This is a genomic window from Alteriqipengyuania abyssalis, from assembly GCF_019857185.1.
Taxonomy (GTDB): Bacteria; Pseudomonadota; Alphaproteobacteria; order Sphingomonadales; family Sphingomonadaceae; genus Alteriqipengyuania; species Alteriqipengyuania abyssalis.
On sequence record NZ_JAHWXP010000003.1, the window covers coordinates 677,348 to 695,631 of the forward strand.

The 18,284-nt window shown below is 64.1% G+C and carries 26 protein-coding genes; 10 read left to right on the forward strand and 16 right to left on the reverse strand.

The annotated features are described in order from the left end of the window. Positions 1 to 9: 9 nt before the first annotated feature. From dapD to KYN89_RS13070, 4 genes are all read left to right on the forward strand, one after another. Positions 10 to 831 carry a 2,3,4,5-tetrahydropyridine-2,6-dicarboxylate N-succinyltransferase gene (dapD, locus tag KYN89_RS13055; RefSeq protein ID WP_222825448.1) on the forward strand — a complete coding sequence of 274 codons (822 nt, stop codon included), beginning with the start codon at positions 10 to 12 and terminating at the stop codon, positions 829 to 831. 69 nt (positions 832 to 900) lie between these two features. Then, positions 901 to 1,215 carry a hypothetical protein gene (locus KYN89_RS13060; protein ID WP_222825449.1) on the forward strand — a complete coding sequence of 105 codons (315 nt, stop codon included), beginning with the start codon at positions 901 to 903 and terminating at the stop codon, positions 1,213 to 1,215. Positions 1,216 to 1,236: 21 nt separating this feature from the next. Beyond that, positions 1,237 to 1,467 (forward strand): hypervirulence associated TUDOR domain-containing protein, encoded by a 231-nt coding sequence (locus tag KYN89_RS13065; RefSeq protein WP_222825450.1) that lies wholly within the window; start codon positions 1,237 to 1,239, stop codon positions 1,465 to 1,467. Positions 1,468 to 1,477: 10 nt separating this feature from the next. After that, the gene (locus KYN89_RS13070) at positions 1,478 to 1,669 is read left to right on the forward strand and encodes a DUF3008 family protein (protein ID WP_010236360.1); all 192 of its coding nucleotides are present in this window, start codon (positions 1,478 to 1,480) and stop codon (positions 1,667 to 1,669) included. 26 nt (positions 1,670 to 1,695) lie between these two features. On the opposite strand, the gene KYN89_RS13075 is transcribed toward KYN89_RS13070, so the two are convergent. After that, positions 1,696 to 2,955, reverse strand: a complete 1,260-nt coding sequence (locus tag KYN89_RS13075; protein WP_222825451.1) for a dipeptidase — start codon at positions 2,953 to 2,955, stop codon at positions 1,696 to 1,698. Between the two features lie 69 nt (positions 2,956 to 3,024). Here KYN89_RS13075 and KYN89_RS13080 point away from each other — a divergent pair, with 69 nt between their 5' ends. Together KYN89_RS13080 and KYN89_RS13085 are read left to right on the forward strand one after the other, a co-directional pair. After that, complete coding sequence (locus KYN89_RS13080; RefSeq protein WP_222825452.1) at positions 3,025 to 3,456, forward strand: cupin domain-containing protein; 432 nt, start codon at positions 3,025 to 3,027, stop codon at positions 3,454 to 3,456. A 4-nt stretch (positions 3,457 to 3,460) separates the two neighbouring features. Then, positions 3,461 to 3,862, forward strand: coding sequence for a DoxX family protein (locus KYN89_RS13085; RefSeq protein ID WP_222825453.1), 402 nt, complete (start codon positions 3,461 to 3,463; stop codon positions 3,860 to 3,862). Here the strand turns inward: KYN89_RS13085 and KYN89_RS13090 are convergent. Further along, positions 3,859 to 4,437, reverse strand: coding sequence for a YbhB/YbcL family Raf kinase inhibitor-like protein (locus KYN89_RS13090; protein ID WP_222825454.1), 579 nt, complete (start codon positions 4,435 to 4,437; stop codon positions 3,859 to 3,861). The genes KYN89_RS13085 and KYN89_RS13090 overlap by 4 nt on opposite strands. Before the next feature lie 174 nt (positions 4,438 to 4,611). Here KYN89_RS13090 and KYN89_RS13095 point away from each other — a divergent pair, with 174 nt between their 5' ends. Further along, entirely contained in the window at positions 4,612 to 6,036 is a 1,425-nt protein-coding gene (locus KYN89_RS13095; RefSeq protein WP_222825455.1) for a S41 family peptidase, read from the forward strand. Positions 6,037 to 6,048: 12 nt separating this feature from the next. Here KYN89_RS13095 and KYN89_RS13100 read toward each other — a convergent pair whose 3' ends face one another. Then, the gene (locus tag KYN89_RS13100; protein WP_222825456.1) at positions 6,049 to 6,432 is read right to left on the reverse strand and encodes a response regulator; all 384 of its coding nucleotides are present in this window, start codon (positions 6,430 to 6,432) and stop codon (positions 6,049 to 6,051) included. Next, positions 6,429 to 7,505 carry a PAS domain-containing protein gene (locus KYN89_RS13105; protein WP_222825457.1) on the reverse strand — a complete coding sequence of 359 codons (1,077 nt, stop codon included), beginning with the start codon at positions 7,503 to 7,505 and terminating at the stop codon, positions 6,429 to 6,431. Before KYN89_RS13105 ends, KYN89_RS13100 begins: the two co-directional genes overlap by 4 nt. A 157-nt stretch (positions 7,506 to 7,662) precedes the next feature. On the opposite strand from KYN89_RS13105, the gene KYN89_RS13110 reads away from it, so the two are divergent. Beyond that, positions 7,663 to 8,007, forward strand: a complete 345-nt coding sequence (locus KYN89_RS13110) for an Mpo1-like protein (protein WP_222825458.1) — start codon at positions 7,663 to 7,665, stop codon at positions 8,005 to 8,007. Here KYN89_RS13110 and KYN89_RS13115 read toward each other — a convergent pair. Beyond that, positions 8,004 to 8,429 (reverse strand): COG3650 family protein, encoded by a 426-nt coding sequence (locus tag KYN89_RS13115; protein ID WP_222825459.1) that lies wholly within the window; start codon positions 8,427 to 8,429, stop codon positions 8,004 to 8,006. The two genes, KYN89_RS13110 and KYN89_RS13115, sit on opposite strands and share 4 nt — an antisense overlap. A gap of 171 nt (positions 8,430 to 8,600) precedes the next feature. Between KYN89_RS13115 and KYN89_RS13120 the strand changes: the two genes are divergently transcribed. Continuing rightward, positions 8,601 to 9,119, forward strand: coding sequence for a hypothetical protein (locus KYN89_RS13120; RefSeq protein ID WP_222825460.1), 519 nt, complete (start codon positions 8,601 to 8,603; stop codon positions 9,117 to 9,119). A 77-nt stretch (positions 9,120 to 9,196) separates the two neighbouring features. On the opposite strand, the gene KYN89_RS13125 is transcribed toward KYN89_RS13120, so the two are convergent. The 5 genes from KYN89_RS13125 to KYN89_RS13145 form a co-directional block, all read right to left on the reverse strand. Further along, positions 9,197 to 9,781, reverse strand: coding sequence for a fasciclin domain-containing protein (locus KYN89_RS13125; protein ID WP_222825461.1), 585 nt, complete (start codon positions 9,779 to 9,781; stop codon positions 9,197 to 9,199). Positions 9,782 to 9,923: 142 nt separating this feature from the next. Next, positions 9,924 to 10,331, reverse strand: a complete 408-nt coding sequence (locus KYN89_RS13130) for a DUF6491 family protein (protein ID WP_054525352.1) — start codon at positions 10,329 to 10,331, stop codon at positions 9,924 to 9,926. A gap of 224 nt (positions 10,332 to 10,555) precedes the next feature. After that, on the reverse strand, positions 10,556 to 10,756 hold the full coding sequence (locus tag KYN89_RS13135; protein WP_222825462.1) for a hypothetical protein: 201 nt from the start codon (positions 10,754 to 10,756) through the stop codon (positions 10,556 to 10,558). A gap of 74 nt (positions 10,757 to 10,830) precedes the next feature. Next, positions 10,831 to 11,043 (reverse strand): cold-shock protein, encoded by a 213-nt coding sequence (locus KYN89_RS13140; RefSeq protein ID WP_222825463.1) that lies wholly within the window; start codon positions 11,041 to 11,043, stop codon positions 10,831 to 10,833. Positions 11,044 to 11,526: 483 nt separating this feature from the next. Then, on the reverse strand, positions 11,527 to 12,123 hold the full coding sequence (locus KYN89_RS13145) for a hypothetical protein (RefSeq protein WP_222825464.1): 597 nt from the start codon (positions 12,121 to 12,123) through the stop codon (positions 11,527 to 11,529). Positions 12,124 to 12,197: 74 nt separating this feature from the next. Here KYN89_RS13145 and KYN89_RS13150 point away from each other — a divergent pair, with 74 nt between their 5' ends. Beyond that, positions 12,198 to 12,668 carry a YaiI/YqxD family protein gene (locus KYN89_RS13150; protein WP_346727238.1) on the forward strand — a complete coding sequence of 157 codons (471 nt, stop codon included), beginning with the start codon at positions 12,198 to 12,200 and terminating at the stop codon, positions 12,666 to 12,668. Between the two features lie 43 nt (positions 12,669 to 12,711). Here the strand turns inward: KYN89_RS13150 and KYN89_RS13155 are convergent, their stop codons facing one another. From KYN89_RS13155 to thiC, 6 genes are all read right to left on the reverse strand, one after another. Next, the gene (locus tag KYN89_RS13155) at positions 12,712 to 13,368 is read right to left on the reverse strand and encodes a hypothetical protein (RefSeq protein WP_222825465.1); all 657 of its coding nucleotides are present in this window, start codon (positions 13,366 to 13,368) and stop codon (positions 12,712 to 12,714) included. Beyond that, positions 13,334 to 14,362 carry an ATP-dependent nuclease gene (locus KYN89_RS13160; RefSeq protein ID WP_222825466.1) on the reverse strand — a complete coding sequence of 343 codons (1,029 nt, stop codon included), beginning with the start codon at positions 14,360 to 14,362 and terminating at the stop codon, positions 13,334 to 13,336. Before KYN89_RS13160 ends, KYN89_RS13155 begins: the two co-directional genes overlap by 35 nt. Before the next feature lie 203 nt (positions 14,363 to 14,565). Further along, positions 14,566 to 15,120, reverse strand: coding sequence for a nuclear transport factor 2 family protein (locus tag KYN89_RS13165; protein WP_222825467.1), 555 nt, complete (start codon positions 15,118 to 15,120; stop codon positions 14,566 to 14,568). Positions 15,121 to 15,230: 110 nt separating this feature from the next. Then, positions 15,231 to 15,812: a hypothetical protein gene (locus KYN89_RS13170; RefSeq protein WP_222825468.1), complete on the reverse strand. Its 582-nt coding sequence runs from the start codon at positions 15,810 to 15,812 to the stop codon at positions 15,231 to 15,233. A gap of 31 nt (positions 15,813 to 15,843) precedes the next feature. Then, positions 15,844 to 16,368 (reverse strand): hypothetical protein, encoded by a 525-nt coding sequence (locus KYN89_RS13175; protein ID WP_222825469.1) that lies wholly within the window; start codon positions 16,366 to 16,368, stop codon positions 15,844 to 15,846. Next, on the reverse strand, positions 16,365 to 18,254 hold the full coding sequence (gene thiC / locus KYN89_RS13180; protein ID WP_222825470.1) for a phosphomethylpyrimidine synthase ThiC: 1,890 nt from the start codon (positions 18,252 to 18,254) through the stop codon (positions 16,365 to 16,367). The genes KYN89_RS13175 and thiC overlap by 4 nt, the downstream gene beginning before the upstream one ends. Positions 18,255 to 18,284: the final 30 nt, after the last annotated feature.

The following is an 18,284-nucleotide window of genomic DNA, read 5'->3' on the forward strand; positions in this document are numbered from 1 at the left end:
GATTTGAGGATGAGCGACGAACACCGGCAGGTGATCGAACAGGCATGGGAGAACCGCGATTCTCTCGATACCGGCGATGTGGACCTGCGCGAAGCGGTCGAAAGTGCGATTACCAGCCTCGACGAAGGCAGCGCACGGGTGGCGGAGCCTGACGGCAATGGCGGCTGGCAGGTCAACCAGTGGCTGAAGAAGGCCGTGCTGCTCTCTTTCCGCCTGTCGGACAACCGGGTGATGGACGGCGCGGTCGGCTCGCCTGCGTTCGACAAGGTGCCCAGCAAGTTCGCCGGCTGGGGCGAAGCGCGCTTCCGCGAAGCCGGCTTTCGCGTGGTCCCCGGCGCGATCGCGCGGCGCGGCAGCTTCATCGGCAAGAACTGCGTGCTGATGCCCAGCTTCACCAATATCGGTGCCTATGTGGGCGAAAACACCATGCTGGACACCTGGGCCAGCGTCGGCAGCTGCGCGCAGGTCGGCGCGAACTGCCACATCTCTGCCGGCGCAGGGATCGGCGGCGTGCTGGAGCCCTTGCAGGCCAACCCGACGATCATCGGCGACAACTGCTTCATCGGCGCGCGTTCGGAGATCGTAGAGGGCGTGATCGTGGGCGAAGGCTGCGTGGTCGCGATGGGCGTGTTCATTACCCAGTCGACCAAGATCGTGGTGCGCGACACGGGCGAAGTGCTGCGCGGACACATCCCGCCTTATTCGGTGGTGGTGCCGGGCAGCCTGCCGGGCAAGGATGGCGGCCCCTCGCTCGCCTGTGCGGTGATCGTCAAGACGGTCGACGCGCAGACCCGTGAGAAGACGGGCATCAACGAATTGCTGCGCGACTGATCGGCATTCAAGGAACCGCGCGGCAGACGAGCCGTTGGTTATTTTCGATGGACGGAAAGGGTATTTCACATGGTTGATAACGACGACGGCAAGATTCACATCGATGAGGAAAAGGTCAGCGGCGGCAGCAAGGAAGGCGTCGTGCGCTGGGTGCTGGGCATCGGCCTGCTGCTCGCGATCGTGCTGCTGTCGATCATCTGGATCATCCCCGCGCTGACGCAGGGTGACGCAGAGGAAGAAGCGACGATGACGGGCACGATGGAAGCACGCGGCGCGCCGATCGGCACCGATACGGACGGCATCATCGAAGAGGCTCCGGGCGACGAAGGCGTTGCCGAGGAACCGGCGGCCAATGACGAGGTTGTTTCTACCGAACAGGAATAACCGGCCAGGAGCCCCAATTTCATGAGCAATACGAACAGCTTCCAGAGCGATCAGTATGTGCAGTGGGATTGGGGCGACGGCACTGCCAAGGGCCAGATCAAGGAGCGTTTCGAGCGCGAAGTGACCCGCACCCTGCAGGGCAGCGAGATCACCAGGAAGGGCTCCGAAGACGACCCCGCCTACCTCATCAAACAGGATGATGGCGACGAAGTGCTCAAGCTGGGTTCCGAAATCGAAGCCCAGAACAGCTGAGGATCACGCCATGCCCAAGGCCAAATCGAAGAAGCAGCAACAGGCGGCAGGCGCCGCCCTCTCCGCCAAGCGCGGCGAGACGGACAAGTCCGATCTTCAGGGCGCGTCCGTCGGCATGTACGAGAGCATGACCGAGGACGAGCTGGAGGAAATGGCCTCCACCGACCGCGAAGACCTCCCCGAGGAAGTCGACGGAGACTGAACGGGCCGGGCGTCAGCCCGCCCTCCTCACTCGCCGCCGCCTGCCGGGTACTGATAGGGCGGCACATCGACCATCGCGGCGCTGGTCGCCTCGACCCCGCGCATCACCCGCATCATGTTGCGGAAGCTGATCTTCTCCAGATCCTCCTGCGAGTATCCGCGCCGCGCCAGTTCGGTGAACAGAGCGGGGTATGTCGAGACATCCTCCAGCCCCTCAGGCGCAAAAGGAATGCCGTCGTAGTCGCCGCCGATCCCGATCGCGTCGATCCCGGCAATCTTGCGGACATGATCGATATGGTCGGCCATGTCGGCAATATTGGCGGGCGGATAGGGGTTGGCCTCGTCCCAAGCAGACATGCCTGCCGCAACCGCCTCGGGCTGGCCCTGCCAGAGCGCCTTGAGCCGCGCCTCCTCGGCATCGCGCTGCGCGTTCCACACCCGCGCGTCCTCGCTGATGAAGCCGGGCACTGCGGTGACCATGATGATCCCGCCGTTCTCGCGCAGTCGGCGCAGCACCGCATCGGGCACGTTACGCGCGTGGCCATTGATCGCGCGGGCGGAGGAGTGGCTGAAGATCACCGGCGCGCGGCTCACATCCAGCGCGTCCATCATCGTCTTCTCGGCCACGTGGCTGAGGTCGACCACCATCCCGATCCGGTTCATCTCGCGCACCAGGTCCTTGCCGAAATCGGTCAGCCCGCCATGCTCGGGATCATCGGTCGCGCTGTCCGCCCACGGCGTGTTGCGGCTGTGCGTCAGCGTCATGTAGCGCGCGCCCAGATCGTACATCTGCCGCAGCACGGCGAGGCTCGACCCGATCGAATGGCCGCCCTCCATCCCGATAAGACCGGCGATCCTGCCTTGCGCCCGCGCCGCCTCGACATCGTCGGCACTCAGCGCCAGCGTCATGTCGTCCGGGTAACGCGCGATCAGCCGCTTGGCGACGTCGATCTGCTCCAGCGTCATCTGCACCGCTTCGGGCTCGTCGAGCGAGGCGGGAACGTAGACCGACCACCATTGCGCACCGACATGCCCGGCCCGCAACCGCGCAAGATCGGTGTGCATGCCATTACGCGTCTCGGTCTTCGTCGCGCGGGTATCGGTGAAGTCGAACTCGCCGAGCTCGTTGCCGAAGCGGCTGCGCAGCTGGATCGGCACGTCGTTGTGCCCGTCCCACACCGGCGCGGCTTTAAGGGCGGCCTGCGCGATCTCTTCGGGCGTCTGCGCCAGCGCGGGTGCGCACAAAAGCGCTGCGAGAGCGGAAGCGGTGGCGAAACGGCGCAGCATGTGGTGACTCCCCTGCATCTGTCGGCCTAGGCATACCGACGCAGCAGCAAAAAGGAAGATGGACGCCCCATGACCAGTGCCCGCGACATGATCGAGCGCCACAGCCTCGAACCCCATCCCGAAGGCGGCTGGTACCGCGAGACCTTTCGCGCAGGCGAGAAGGATGGCCGGTCGAGCGCGACCATGATCCACTTCCTGCTGGAGGCCGGACAGGCATCGCACTGGCACCGCGTCGATGCGGACGAGCTATGGCTGTGGCATGCGGGCGACCCGCTGGCGCTCAGGGTCGCGGAAACCGAGGATGCAGCGGTCGAGACGATCGTGCTGGGCGACGCCAACGCGCCGCAGTGGCAGGGCGTGGTGCCGCAAGGCCAGTGGCAGGCGGCGCTGCCCCTGCCCGGGTCGCACGGCTACGCGTTCGTCTCATGCGTCGTCGCGCCGGGCTTCTCCTTCGACGGGTTCGAACTCGCACCGCCCGGCTGGGCGCCGAAGCGGGCCTGAGGCGATGGCCCGCACCGCAACCCGCTGGTTCCTCACGCTCGCCTACCTCGCCGCGGGCATCCTGCACGTCACAGTGCCCGGCCCGTTCCTCTCGATCATGCCCGGCTTCGTGCCGCTGCCCGAGGCGGTGGTGTTCGCCACCGGAGTTGCCGAAATCCTCGGCGCCATCGCGCTTGCGCAGCCCGTCTCGCCTGCGCTGAGAGCGGCCGGAGGCATCGGCCTCGCGCTCTACGCGCTGTGCGTATGGCCGGCGAACGTCCAGCACATGATGATCGACCTCGCCAGCGCCGATGGCGGCCTCGGCCTCGGCTATCACATCCCGCGCATGTTCGCGCAGCCGGTCATCATCTGGGCCGCGCTGTGGGCCAGCCGGGTGATCGACTGGCCCTTCGCGAAGCGGGTCTAGGCGTCGTCTTCGAGGTCGCCCAGATCCTCTTCATTCGAACCGCTGTAGCTCGCTGAGAGCACGCAGGCAGCGATCACGTGGCCTTCCATCGCGGCGAACAGCTCCGCCTTGCCCGCGCCGGGCATCAGCGCGATCGGCAGGTCGAGCGCGAACAGCTGGAACACGAAGCAGTGCGGCGCGCCATCGGGATCGACCTTGGGCAGCAGCCATTCCGAATTGCCCTGGTCGTTCTTGCCCGTGCGCGGCGGGGTCTCGCCCTCCAGCAGCTTGCCGTGCTGCGCGGGCAGGCCCCAGACCAGCCAGTGGCAGGTCGGATCGGCCTGGCTCGCATTCTCGACCACAAGAACCAATTCCTCCGCGCCCTTGGGCGGTGCAGTCCATTCCATCGGCGGCGCAACCGCGTCTTCTTCATCCGCGGTGAAGCACGGGTCGAGCTCCTCGCCTTGCCCGAAGGCGGGGCTGGAGAGGGAAAAGCCGTTGCGCCCGATCGTCTCGCGCTTCGCGAATCGCGCGATCGCAAGCTTGGCATTGGCAGGGCAAGACGAGGGCAGAACTGCGGAAAGCCAGTCGGTCATGGGTCGGTGAATCTCCTTTGTCCCCCCCCGGGTAGGCGTTTGCGGCGATCGATGTAAGGCCCCGGCGCTCGCTGCCCGGTGGAGGGCGCCGCCTGCGCGGGGCTTTTCGCGATAGACAAGCAAGGGCGCTGGGGAATATCCCGTGGATACGGGAAGTTGAGAGGGAAATCAGCAATGTCGATCGGTCGCACCTCGCTTGCACTGGCACTCGCCGGGACGCTTGTTGCCTGCGGAGGCGGCGGCGGCAATTCGTCGCCCTCGACCGGAGGCACGCCTACACCCAGCCCTGCGACCTCGGCCTGCTCGCTCGAGAACCGCAAGGCATGGGTGCTCGACCAGCTGCGCACCTATTACCTGTTCCCCGACCTGCTCGATACCGGCGTGAACCCGGCCGCATACGCCACCGTGCAGGACTATATCGACGCGCTCGTCGCTCCCGCCCGCGCGCTGGGGCGCGACCGCTACTTCACCTACATCACGTCGATCGAAGAAGAGAACCAGCTCATCAATTCGGGTGCCTCGGCAGGCTTCGGGATCCGTCTGGCCTACGACACCTCAGCGAGACGGGTGTTCGTGCTGGAGGCGTTCGAAAATGCGCCAGCCTTCGCGCAAGGTTTTGACCGTGGGACCGAGATCCTCTCGGTCAACGGCACCTCTACCGCCAGCCTGCTGGCCTCTGGCGGGCCGCAGGCATTCAGCGACGCGCTGGGGTCGAGCAACCCGGGCGTCACTCGCACCTTCACCATCCGCCAGCCCGACCAGACCGAGGCAACGGTCAGCGTGATCAAGAGCGAGTACGAGCTCGATCCAATCTCCGACCGATACGGTGTGAAGGTGATCGACAATGGCGGCACCCCGGTCGGCTATATCAACCTGCGCACCTTCATCGTGGAAGATGCAGGTACGCAGTTGCGCGCGGCGATCGACGGGTTCCGCCAGCAGGGGATCAGCGAGGTGATCCTCGATTTCCGCTATAATGGCGGCGGGCTCGTCTCGGTGGCGGAAACGCTCGGCGATCTGCTCGGCGCGGACAAGGTAGGCCAGCAATTCAGCCGCACGATCTTCCGCGATTCGCTCTCCAGCAACAACGCGACCAGACTGTTCGAAACCCGGCCTCAGGCCATCGCTGCGACCAAGATCGCGCTGATCGGCACCGGCTCTACCGCTTCGGCGAGCGAACTGGTCGGCAACGCGTTCATTCCCTACCTGGGCAACAACACCGCGCTGGTCGGCAGCAACACCTATGGCAAGCCGGTCGGCCAGATCGCGCGCGACAAGGCCGAGTGTGACGACCGCCTGCGCGTGGTCGCGTTCCGCACGGTCAATGCCGCTGGCGGTGGCGATTATTACAATGGCCTCGCGAGCGTCTATCCGCAGACCTGCGCAGCCACGGACGACATCTTCGATCCACTGGGGTCGGTCGACGAAGCTTCGACCGGTGCGGCGCTAGGCTTCCTGCGCGGAGCAGCGTGCAGTGCCATCGGTCAGGCTGGCGCGGCAGGCCAGAGCCAGCGCGGACAGATCAAGCAGGTCGAATATCAGGCGATCAGGCCGACCGAGCCGAGCGCGGCCCAATACCGCATTCCCGGGCTGTTCTAGTCCGGGCAGTCTTCAGGATGCCTGGCGGGTTGCCGCAGGCTCGGCGAGTGCGAGCGCCGCATCGACGACCTTGCTGGAGCAAGCCGGCTTGGCAATCAAACGCGCGTTGAGCGCGGCAAGCGTGCCTTCCTGCCGATTGAGGTCGCCCGAGTGCAGGATGTAGGGAATGTCGCGCCGCTCAAGCTCGCGGGCGACCGGCATGCAGGTTTCTCCATCGCGCAGCGTCACGTCGAGCACGGCGCACGAGACACTGCCCTGCGCTTCTATATGCGCCAGCGCCTCGCGCACATTGGTCGCGGTCAGCGGACGGCATTCACGGTCTTCCGCCGCGAATTCGAGATCCATCAGGATCAGCGGTTCGTCATCCAGCAACAGGATGCGGCATCCATCGATCACGTATTGCCCCCTTCGATCGGCACGGTCAGGACTGCGTGCAGCCCCTCCGGCTTCCATTCTCTCTCAATCGTGCCTCGCGCCGCAGCTACCATACGATTCATAATAGTCGCTCCGGTGCCACTATGCGCCGGCGCACCGGAAATTGGTGCCCCGCCGGTCTCGATCCAGGTCAGCACCGCGTTGCCATCGCGCCGCTGCCAGTCGACCGACACCTGCCCGTCATATCCCTCGGCCCAGGCGCCGTAGCGCGTGGCATTGGCCGCCAGCTCATGAAGCACAAGGCCGATCAGCGACATGGCCGAAAATGGCACCTGTGCGCCGTTACCCAGAAACTTCACCCGCTCGTCGACCGCGTAGGGTTCCAGGATCGCCTTCACCGCAGGGCCAAGATCGATCACCCCGACCGATGCTTCGTCGAGGGTAGTCTCGTATGCCCGGCCCAGCGCATGGATGCGGCTGTTTATCTCCGACGCGGTGTCTTCGACCCCGCGCACCCGGCCCATCACGTTGACGATGCCCGAGATGACCGAGAACATGTTCTTGATCCGGTGCGACAATTCGCGCGCCATCGCCCGGGCGTGGCGTTCTTCCTCGCGCGCCGCGCGCACGTCCGACACGTCCCACTGGCTCCCGAAGAAATAGAGCAGCTTGCCCTGCGCATCGTAAATCGGGCCCAGATGCAGCGCATTCCAGAACTCGGTGCCGTCCTTGCGGTAGTTGAGCAGTTCGACCACCACCACGTCTTCGTTCTCAATCGCCTCGCGCACCCGGCTGACCTCTGCGCGGTCGGTCTTGGGGCCTTGCAGGAAGCGGCAGTTGCGGCCGAGAATTTCGTCTTCGTCGTAACCGGTCAGCCGCCGGAACGCGCGGTTCGCGAACACGATCGGCTGGTCGGGCAGGTTCGGATCGCTCAGGCACACCGCCATCCGCGTTTGCGCCATTGCCTGTTCGAACAGAACTCCCGAGGTGTCGGAGAACCGGTCTTCGCTGCCGACATCCTTCATGTCGCGCCGCGGTCGGGCATTGGGATCGCGTTGCGATGCCTGACTATGTACTTCGGGTCGGTCGGCCATAGGTGTCCGTTAAGCTGGTGCCCGAAGGCTGCGCGCTATTAACATTGATCGCTTGAACGAGCATATTCCCCGCTCGTTCCTGCATTTTCTTCGCGCGCATCCCTTTTTTGGGCATCTGCGCGCGTCGATGGTTCGGAAGCATCTCGGGGAGGCATTGATGGGCGAGCGCACCTACACCACTTTTGCGGAGTTCTGGCCCTTCTACCTGCGCGAACACAGTCGCCCCGCAACGCGCCGGCTGCACTATGTCGGCACCGGGCTGGTCATCGCGCTTGCGGTGGTCGCGCTGGCGAGCCGCAACTGGTGGGTGCTGCTTGCGCTGCCCGTGGCGGGCTATTTCTTTGCCTGGATCGCGCATTTCCGGGTCGAACGGAACCGCCCCGCGACCTTCACCTATCCGCTGTGGAGCCTGATCGCCGATTTCCGGATGTTCTTCCTGTGGATCACCGGGCGGCTCGGCCCCGAGCTCGATCGCGCAGGCGTGAACCGACCGCAAGGCTAGGGCGCCTCCGGGCCTTCGAAGGGTTGCGCATCGGTCCACGCGCAGCCTTCGCGCGTGTCGTCGCCGATCTTCAGCGTGACCGTGTAGGGATACGTCCGGTCGCTCATCCCGTCGGAGCAGGCGCCCGGCGTCACCGTCATGTCGAACGCCGCCCCGTCGAGCGTGCCGGAAAAGCCGAGCCCGCCCTGCCCGCTGAACCGACGGACGGCAAACCTGATACCATCGGTATTTTCGGGCGTCTTGTAGGTCAGGCTCTCGCCGCTGACCTTGCCGCTCCAGAAAGGCTCGGTGCCGGTGAAGCGGATCGTCTCGCTTTTGCCGATGGCGTCGAAACCTTCGGGCGAAGTACCGGGCGCACCCGCTCCGTTCTCGGTCTGGCACGCAGCGAGCAGCAGAGGAATGGCAACAACCAGCAGGCGCATGGGGGTTCCTTTCGGCGAACGAGAATGCTTTGTTAGGGTCGCGTTATCTATCCTGTCCCGCAGGAAGCGCAAAGCGCGGCCGACCGCAAGACCTCCCGGGAACCGCGCACGGCGCTTGCGTATTGTGATGGCAAGGAATTCGACGCAAGATTTGGCTGGGAGTACAACAAGATGCGCGCCTTACCCGGGATCGTTGGAGCAGTCGCGGTGGTCGCAATCGGCGGTGCGGTAGCCGGTGCCGCGATTGATACGACCCCGCGCCAGATCCACGCCGAGACGCCGCTGCCCGGCCCCGGACCGATCGCGATCGACGACAAGCGTCGTGCCCTCGGCGCCGCAGATCACTACCCGCTGAAGGCGAACGGCAAGACCTACGAGGTCGCCGAACTGCGCGAACGCGGGCTCTACAGCCAGGATCGGTTCGCGCCCCGTTTCGCGTATAGTGAGGCAGAGTCCGGGCTTGGCGAGTTCGACTTCGAGGCCGCGCAGGCCGAGTCCCTGCGGTGGGAAGCTGAACAGCGCCGCGCGATCGATCGGCAACGCGGATACACCCGGCAGGCATCGAGCCGCCCGCCCCCCCGCCGTCCGCTGGAGCTCGAGCAGCCCGCGAACATTTCCCTGCCTCCGCGAAGCGAAAGCATCACCTACGTCTCGCGCCCGGTGGTGCAGGGAGCATCGACAGCACGCTGAGCGAGCATGCATTGCACCTCACACGAAAAGGGCTCCCGCATCCGGGAGCCCTTCGTCGTTTAGAGGTACAGAAGCGCTTACTGCGGCATCAGGACCGTATCGATCACGTGGACCACACCGTTCGAGGCGTCGATATCGGTCATCGTGACGGTTGCGGTATTGCCCGCGGCATCGCGCAGGACAACGTTGTTGCCATCCATCATCGCGGTGAGTTCCGCACCATTGACCGTGGTCAGCTTGTAACCGTCTTCACCCGCAGCTTCGATCGCCGCGGTCAGCGCGGCTGCATCGGTCGTGCCTTCGACGACGTGGTAGGTGAGAATGTTGGTCAGGTCTTCCTTGCCCGCTTCGCTCATCAGCTCGTCACGGGTCGCCTGCGGCACCTTGTCGAACGCGGCGTTGGTCGGCGCGAAGACGGTGTACTCGCCGCTCGATAGCGTCTCGCCCAAGCCGGCTGCGGTCACCGCTTCGACCAGAGTCGAAAGCTGCGGGTCAGCCTGCGCGACTTCGACGATTGTACCGCTGGCCGCGTCATCGACCGCCATCTGGTCGGCGGCGGTATCGTCGGTCATCGCAGTGTCGTCGTTCGCAGTGTCGGATTCGGCACACGCGGCGAGCGAGAGCGCAGCGACCGAGGCGAGCGTCAGGGCTAGCTTGTTCATGAGGTTATCGTCCTTTCGGGGGCTTCGTAGACACGTCGCAGCCGGTTGGCCGCTCCGTTCACCCCATCAACGGACCGGGGCGCGCGATGTTCCGAATTTGGCGAAAATGAGGCATCCGGCCGCGATCCCGCGCCAGACGCGGTTAGTCCTCGATCCGGCCGATCACGCGAACCATGCAGCTGTCAGTGCCGCTCGGCGAGGGGACCAGCAGGTTCGCGGTGTCTCCGGTGCACAGGTTCGACCCGAAGCGGTTGTCGAGCGCGACCTCGTAGGCGAAGTCGATGTCCCGGCAGTTGCTCAGCGTTTCGAGCACGAACCGCTCATTGGCGCGGGTCTTCACGAAGATCCGCTCATTCCCGTTGGGGGCATCGGGTGCCTCGGAATAGCGATCCGCGTTGCGCATGAAGAAGCACTGATTGCTGGTGTCGAGCCCGGCAAGCGTCTCCTCCGCAGTATCGCCTTGCGCGCTCGCGGGTTCGGGAACGGGTGCGCAGGATGCAAGGACGGTTGCCCCGGCCAGGGCCGTCAAACAGGCGATCGGATTGTTCACAACGAATCTCCTATGCGGTGCGTAAGCGCGGTTATGCTCTGAAAACGGAAAACCGGGGGCGCGCGTTCCCGTCCGGCTCATTGCCGCTTCCCGCCCAGGCGCCGAGGCCAGGCTGGCGCATGCGGCTCATGCCGAACGGCAAAAGCTGCGCACAGAAGGATAGATAGTGGGCACTGGCTCATCCCTCGGAACGAACCATATTTTGGATGCGTAGAAAAGCGGGCTCAGGCCGCGTCGGCTTCCGCCTGCTTGTCACGCACCAGCTTGGCGCGTTCCTCGGCCACGGCGCGGGCGTGTTCGGCGAGGCCGCGCCAGGTCTTCTCGGCGCGCAGTTCGCGGTCGCGCACATTGGCGAGTTCGGCATTGTCCGCGGCAGCGGCGGCCTGGTCCGCGCGGGCGCAATAGAATTCGTAGCTCTGACTCATGGGGCGTCCTCCGGCGGGGGGTGGGTGAAAGAGAAAGGGCGCCGCTTCGATGTGAAGCGACGCCCTCGCGATGATCAGTCGGCGGCCGAGAGGTTCACGGCGCTTTCCTTGCCATTACGGCCCTGCTCGACTTCGTAGTTGAGACGCTGGTCCTTATCGAGGCCCTGCATCCCGGCCGCCTGGACGGCGGTGATGTGCACGAAGCTGTCGGCCGAGCCGTCATCCGGCTGGATGAAGCCGAAGCCCTTGTCGGCATTGAAGAATTTTACGGTGCCAGTCTTGGCCATGTGATGTTCCTTTCAAGAACAATGAAGGCCCCTCGCGCGAAATTGCGCGCAGGGTTTTGCGTCAAATCGTCCGATGAAAGGAAAACGTCGTCTGGTTTACGCCGGGGCCCAGGCGGGTAAGCAGGGGCAAGCGGCGAGGCAAATTCCGAAGTCCGTCGCAAATTTCGACGTCAGCGAGGCTTATGTAGCACCGATCGGCGCAATTACCTAATCCTCGCTGCCTCGCTTCTCTCCGCCGCCGCATATTGCCCTGCCCTGCCCTGCGCCCGGCGGAAGGCGATCCGCAGCGGGCCGACCTTCTCGTGGCCGACATTCGCACGGCCGGGCGTTGGCAAAAGCCCGGCGGCGACAGGGTGACACGTGTCACCCACCTGTCACCCCCACGCCCACCGCATCTTGCGCGGCATAACCCCCTGTGGCCCCGCGATTCTCACCCGCGGCCATCGCGCCCCGGGTGACACATTGCGCAAATCGCCCGCCATTTTATCGCGAGCCGTTCCGCGCGCGATCTTCGCTCGCGTCGAGCATGTGGCGCGCCTCGATATCCTTCGCCCGCTTGGTATCATCGTCGAGCAGCCGCGTGCCGTCCTCGTCCTGCCACACGATCGGCCCGTGCTCGATCCGGTCGAGCATTTTCTCCCACCGTTCGGACCAGAACTCCGCCGCCACGCCATAGCGCGACAGCCGCTGCGCGCCGAGCGCGTTGCGGCGTGCGAGGAGGAAGACGGTCAGCCGCTCGTCATAGCGCCGCCGCGTGCCGACCTGCTCCCCGCCGTGAAACACCGGTTCCTCCACCCCATGCAATGCGCGTTCGAGCGCGGCCTGATGGAGCGCGTCGTAGCCGTGCTGGAACGCCGCCTCCCACGCGATATCGAACGGCTCGCCTTTCTGCCGGTTTCGCAAGCGGTACGCCGACTGGCGCGACATGCCGACCGCCTTCGCCGCCGCCGTCACCTGCTGCGTCGCCGCGAGCACGCGCAGGAACTCCGCCATCTTGCGCCTGTCCCAGCGGTCTTCCGGCGGGACGTCGGGGACTTGCGAGGAAACGGCGGACGGGCGGGGTTTGTCGGAGGCGCTCATCGGAGAGGTTAAGGCAGATTTGCGCGGAGTAGGAAAGTTTTGGCGATGCCGCGATCTTCGCTAGGAGACCCCGCGTGAGCGAACCCACCACCATCCCGCACCCCGCCATTCTGGTCGATGCCGACGCCTGCCCGGTGAAGGAGGAAATCTACCGCGTGGCCGCGCGCCACAAGGCGCATGTCCGCGTGGTCAGCAACAGCCCCTTCCGCGTGCCGGTGAACGAACGGGTCAAGCGCGTGGTGGTCTCGGATGGCTTCGACGCGGCGGACGACTGGATCGCGGAGAACGCAGGGCCACGCACCGTAGTGATCACCGCCGACATCCTGCTGGCCGAGCGCTGCCTCAAGGCGGGCGCGTTAGTGCTGCGCCACGACGGCAAGAGCTTCGACGCCGCCAGCATCGGCAGCGCGATCGCCACCCGCGCCATCATGGAAGACCTGCGCGCCGGGATGGACGGGGTTGGTGGCGGGCCGCCGCCGTTCGGGAAGACGGACCGTTCGCGGTTTTTGCAGGCGCTCGACCGGGTGCTGGTGGGAATGGGATGAGCGGGGCCTTTCGGCACCCCGGAGGAGTGTATTTGTCGAGAGGTCAATCTGCGAGTAGGTCTCGAATGTTTCGCGCTAAACCAACGGCCTGTTCGGGAAAGTTTTCACACCCAATTACGATGTCATCGGAAAACAAGTTTTGACCGATGACGTTCTTAAGCTGGTTGAAAACGAACTTACCTTTGGCCCCTCTCAACCGCCGATGCTGCATCGAATCCCATACGTCGTCATTAGTGGGGCTGCCTCCAGCGGCCCACAATTCTTGGTTATGAGCCCTCCGTTGATTCTCAAATTGCTCTCGGATGGGTCCGGTATTTCGATTCAAAGCTCTTTCGATGAAATCGTCAGCCTCTTGCCGTGAAATACCGAGAAGCGACATCAAAAAATCGGCACTACAGAATTCTGCTTCTAGGTCAGACTGTTCAGTAAACCAAAGTCGAATGCTTTCATCATCATATTCATTTTTGAGACGCTCCACCTCATTATCAGTTAAAGAGTCCCGATCCCTGTGAACCAGGAGTTTGAACTTATTACCCAAAGATGACCTCAGTTCCTCAGCCTCCGACTTTGATAACAGATGTTTGTATCCGCGCCCCGGCAGAACGGTCACTTGTCGATCAAGCTCCGGCCATTGCGACACCAATTTCTTGAGAAACTTTGTTTCTTTATCTTCGCTCACAATAATGAGTTTTTTTGCCAAAGGCGCCCCAACCCAAAGCCAGTTCAACGGTTGAGCGATCGTCAGTGACCACCTCACCTTCGGCGAGCCACGTAACATTGGCCTCGGCGGGAGCCCCTCGAACAATAAAAGGAGAATGCGTCGTCAACAAAATCTTTAGATTTTTCGTACGAGCAATTGTTAGCAATAATCGCGGAAGCCTTTCTTGGACATCAGGGTGCAAGTGAATATCCGGCTCGTCAATTAGAAGGACCGTTGGCTTGAAGAGAAGTATATAACAGAAAATTTGTATTAGCTGCAAATACCCAGTTCCCAACAATTCCAGAGGATGATCCTGGCCATTCAATGTGACGTTGGCAGAAATCTCGAAGTCTTCGAGTTCATTAAATCGGATATCCAACCTAACCTCGCCCAAAAGGGGCTCGAGCCAATTTTCAATTTGACGAACATCCGCTTGCGAGAGAAGGTCCAATGCATTCCGCAAATAGACATTCGAATCACCAAACGAACAGGCCTTCAAAACGACTCGTTTAGATTTTTTCTGCTCGACATTGGGGATGCCAGATATGCCGGGAATAAAGCCACTAAAGAAGACTTCTTGGCCACGGAAAAGGCCTCGAACCTCTTCTGGAAGTTCGCCCCTAACAGAGATTCCAGCATTCCTAGCCGAACGCATTTCGCACTCGGTGGCAACTTCGTCGCCTTTACCATCAACGAAGTAAAATAGAACTTTCGAAGAAGGACTGCTAGACGCATTCCCCCAGTCAACGCCATGACCTAATCGCCAATATTCGTCAGATGGCAGATAATCCAAGTCACTAATTCTAACCATTGCAGTCGAAGTCGTTCGAACACGATCAACTTGCCTTATCAAACAAGAAGCCAAGTGAGCAGCTTGCAAGATAGATGATTTTCCGCTCCCATTGGCGCCAACTAAAATATTGACTGACTTTAGCGGAATTTCAATCTCATCAATACGTTTGAAGCGCTCCACCCTAAGTTTCGTGAGTTCCAAATCAGCCTCCCCTGCACGCTTCGGTTCGTTGCATCACTCTTCCGGCAAATACAACTTCCCTCCCTTCTCCCGGTAAACCTTCCTCATCTCATCCATACCCCGCGCGCTTCCGCCGCCTCTCCAGCTGAGGTCTCGCCCCTGATGCTCTCGCTCGCCAGATAGCTGTCCGAGCTGTGCTTCGCCGAGAAGCCCGCCCCCCAGACCTACCCCCCAGCCCGTACCTCGCGCACCGCCTCCAGAAACGGCGCGTAGTCGACGTAGTCGCGGTGCTCGATCACCTTGCCGTCCGACAGGATCAGCACGATCACCATCGGCGTCACGCTGTCCACCGCCTTGCCCTCGCCGAGGTCGAGGCCCCAGTGGAGCGCGCCTTCGGCCACCGCGACCTCGCCCGAGACGATCTGGCGGAAAGGCGTGAACTCCATGTGCGTGATCCCCGCGTAGCCGACGCGAAACCGCTCCATGATCGCGGCGCGGCCCTGCGATTCTACCCCGCCGAACACCAGCGTGGCGGTCGGGTCGCGGAAGCTGGCTTCCTCTGCCAGCAGCGGTTCCAGCGCGTCCCAGTCGCGCGAGGTGTAGGCGGCGATATAGGCCTCTGCGAGCGGAGTGTTGGCGGCGGTCACCTCGCCATAATCGCGCGGCGGAGCCTCCTGCGCGGAGAGCGGGACGGCCCCGCACAGCAGCGCCGCAGCCAGCGCGAGACAGGCGGTGCGCGCAGGGTTAGACCGCGCGGAATTCAGGCGATTGGATTTCATCGGACAGCCCCCTCTCTATCAGGTGGCCGATGCAACCGCGCGCGGGCGCGAAGGTCAAGCGGCGGTTCTGCGAGAGCCGCTCCCCGGCGGACCGGCGGCGCGGCGCGCGCTCAGCCTTCGGGCGCGTCTCCTCCGCCCAGCCGCTTGCGCCAGTCGATCCGGGTCAGCGCGACGATCCCCGCCAGCATCGCCACCTGCAGCGCGATGCCCCACGGGCTGGTGAGGCCGCTGCGGATGACCTCGCCCAGGCTGGTCGCGCGGATGGTGTGCGCGGTGACGCCGTAGATCGTGTAGGAAACGAACCGGCCGGCGAAGAACGCCGCGGTGAAGGGCAGCAGGCGCATCCGGGCGAGGCCCGCGGCCATGAACAATTGCGCCGATGGCAGCGGGGAGAGCGCGAACAGCCCGAGCCCGAGCAGCGTGCTGCCGCGCCGCTGCTCGAGCGCTTCGCGCGCCGCCGCCAGATTGTCCTGCGTGCGCGCAGAGAGGAACCTTGCGCCCAGATACCGCGTGGCGAGGCCGAGCAGCAAGCGCCCCGACGCCGCCGCCAGCGCGCCCACGGGGACGAGGATCGGCAGCGCCAGATCTCCGCCCAGCGTGTAGAGCGCTATGATCGACCAGGTCGGCGGCCCGAACGCGGGCAGCAGGTTCACGCCGAACACGATGGCGAAGAAGATCAGGTATTCGGTCATTCGTCGCCCCGCCTCCTATCGTCGCCGCCGGTCAGTCGGCTTCGACGATCTCCAGCACGCTCGTCTGGCTGGCGGTGACCCCCGCGATCTCGTCGGTCACGTCGAGCTGCACGGTGTAGTCGCCCAGCTGCTCGCCATCCTCGATCACCAGGCCGATCGAATTGGGGGCGAGGCCGAAGCCCTGCGCGACCGGGGGCGAGAGCGGGAGCGCGTCGAACGCGATCGGATCGCCATAGGGTGTGCCGTCGGGCGCGGTGACGGTGACGACCGCGGAGAGATGGCACTGCCCGGCGAAGTCGCGCTGGCACCCGGAATAGAGGATGAACTGCTGGATCGGCCGGTTGCGGGCCGTCCGCGTCGTGGTCGGCAGGGTCGGCGGGTCGGGCTGGTTCCACTGCGGGAGGAACGCGTCGGGGTCGACCGACCAGAGGTGAATGATCCGCAGCTCTCCCGCGCGCACCTCAGCGCCGCCCTCGTCCTGTGCGGCGGCCGCACGAGGCACGAGGGCGAGCGAGAGGGCAAGCGAGAGCGCGGCTGCGATGGCGCGCAGCTTCATTCGGTCTCCTGCTCGGGCAGATAGAGCCGTTCGCCCTTGGCGCGGTAGACCTCGCTCATGGTTTCCATGCCCTTCTCGTTCTCGGCCCGCTGGTCGGGCGAGTTTTCGCCCTTCAGGCTCTCGCTCGCCAGATAGCTGTCCGAGTTCTGCCTGGCGGCGAACTCGCGGACTTCCTGGCTGATCTTCATGGAGCAGAATTTGGGCCCACACATGCTGCAGAAATGCGCGGTCTTGGCGCCTTCTGCGGGCAGCGTCTGGTCGTGATACTGCTCGGCGGTGTCCGGGTCGAGCGAGAGGTTGAACTGGTCGCGCCAGCGGAATTCGAAGCGCGCCTTGCTCAGCGCATCGTCGCGCACCTGCGCCGCCGGGTGGCCCTTGGCCAGATCGGCGGCGTGGGCGGCCAGCTTGTAGGTCACCACGCCCACCTTCACGTCGTCGCGGTCGGGCAGGCCGAGGTGCTCCTTGGGCGTGACGTAGCAAAGCATGGCGGTGCCGTACCAGCCGATCTGCGCCGCGCCGATGCCGCTGGTGATGTGGTCGTAGCCCGGCGCGATGTCGGTGACGAGCGGCCCGAGCGTGTAGAACGGGGCCTCACCGCAGGCCTCCAGCTGCTTGTCCATGTTCTCCTTGATCTTGTGCATGGGCACATGGCCCGGCCCCTCGATCATCACCTGCACGTCCTGCTCCCACGCCTTCTTGGTGAGTTCGCCCAGCGTGTAGAGTTCGGCGAACTGCGCTTCGTCATTGGCGTCGTAGATCGAGCCGGGGCGCAGCCCATCACCCAGCGAATAGGCGATGTCGTAGGCCTTCATGATCTCGGTGATCTCGTCGAACTTCTCGTACAGGAAGCTCTCCTTGTGATGCGCGAGGCACCACTTGGCCATGATCGATCCGCCGCGGCTGACGATCCCGGTCATGCGCTTGGCCGCCATCGGCACGTAGGGCAGGCGCACGCCCGCGTGGATCGTGAAGTAGTCGACGCCCTGCTCGGCCTGTTCGATCAGCGTGTCGCGGAAGATGTCCCAGGTCAGGTCCTCGGCGATGCCGCCGACCTTCTCGAGCGCCTGGTAGATCGGCACGGTGCCGATGGGCACGGGCGAGTTGCGGATGATCCATTCGCGCGTGTCGTGGATGTTGCGGCCCGTGGAGAGGTCCATGACGGTATCCGCACCCCAGCGGATCGACCAGACCATCTTGTCGACCTCGTTCGCGACATCGCTGGCGACGGCGGAGTTGCCGATATTGGCGTTGATCTTGACCAGGAAGTTGCGCCCGATCGCCATCGGCTCGCTTTCGGGGTGGTTGATGTTGTTCGGGATGATCGCGCGTCCCCGCGCCACCTCGTCGCGGACGAATTCGGGCGTGATGAAATCGGGAATGGCTGCGCCCCAGCTCTGCCCGTCGCGTTCCCGGGCGATCATTTCGCGGCCCAGGTTCTCGCGCTCCGCGACATATTCCATCTCGGGCGTGATGATGCCCTTGCGGGCGTAATGCATCTGGCTGACGTTCTGGCCCGCCTTCGCCCGCAGAGGCCGCTTCACCACACTGGGGAACTGCGGAACGCCGCCCGAACGATCGGGGCCGAGCTGGCCGTTATCCTCCGGCTTCACCTCGCGCGCGTCGTATTCCTCGACATCGCCGCGCGCCATGATCCACTCGCGGCGCAGCTGCGGGAGCCCCATGTTGATGTCGATCGCGACATTGGGGTCGGTGTAGGGGCCGGAGGTGTCGTAGACGCGCAAGCTCGGCTCACCGCCTTCGAGGTCGATCTCGCGCATGGCGACGCGCACGCCAGAGCCGGTGCGCGCGGCAACGTGAACCTTGCGGCTGCCGCGAATGGGCCCGGTGGTTACGCCGATTTCGGTGCGGGCGGGGATGTCGGCCATGAAAAAACGCTCCTTACAAAGTCGGAGCGA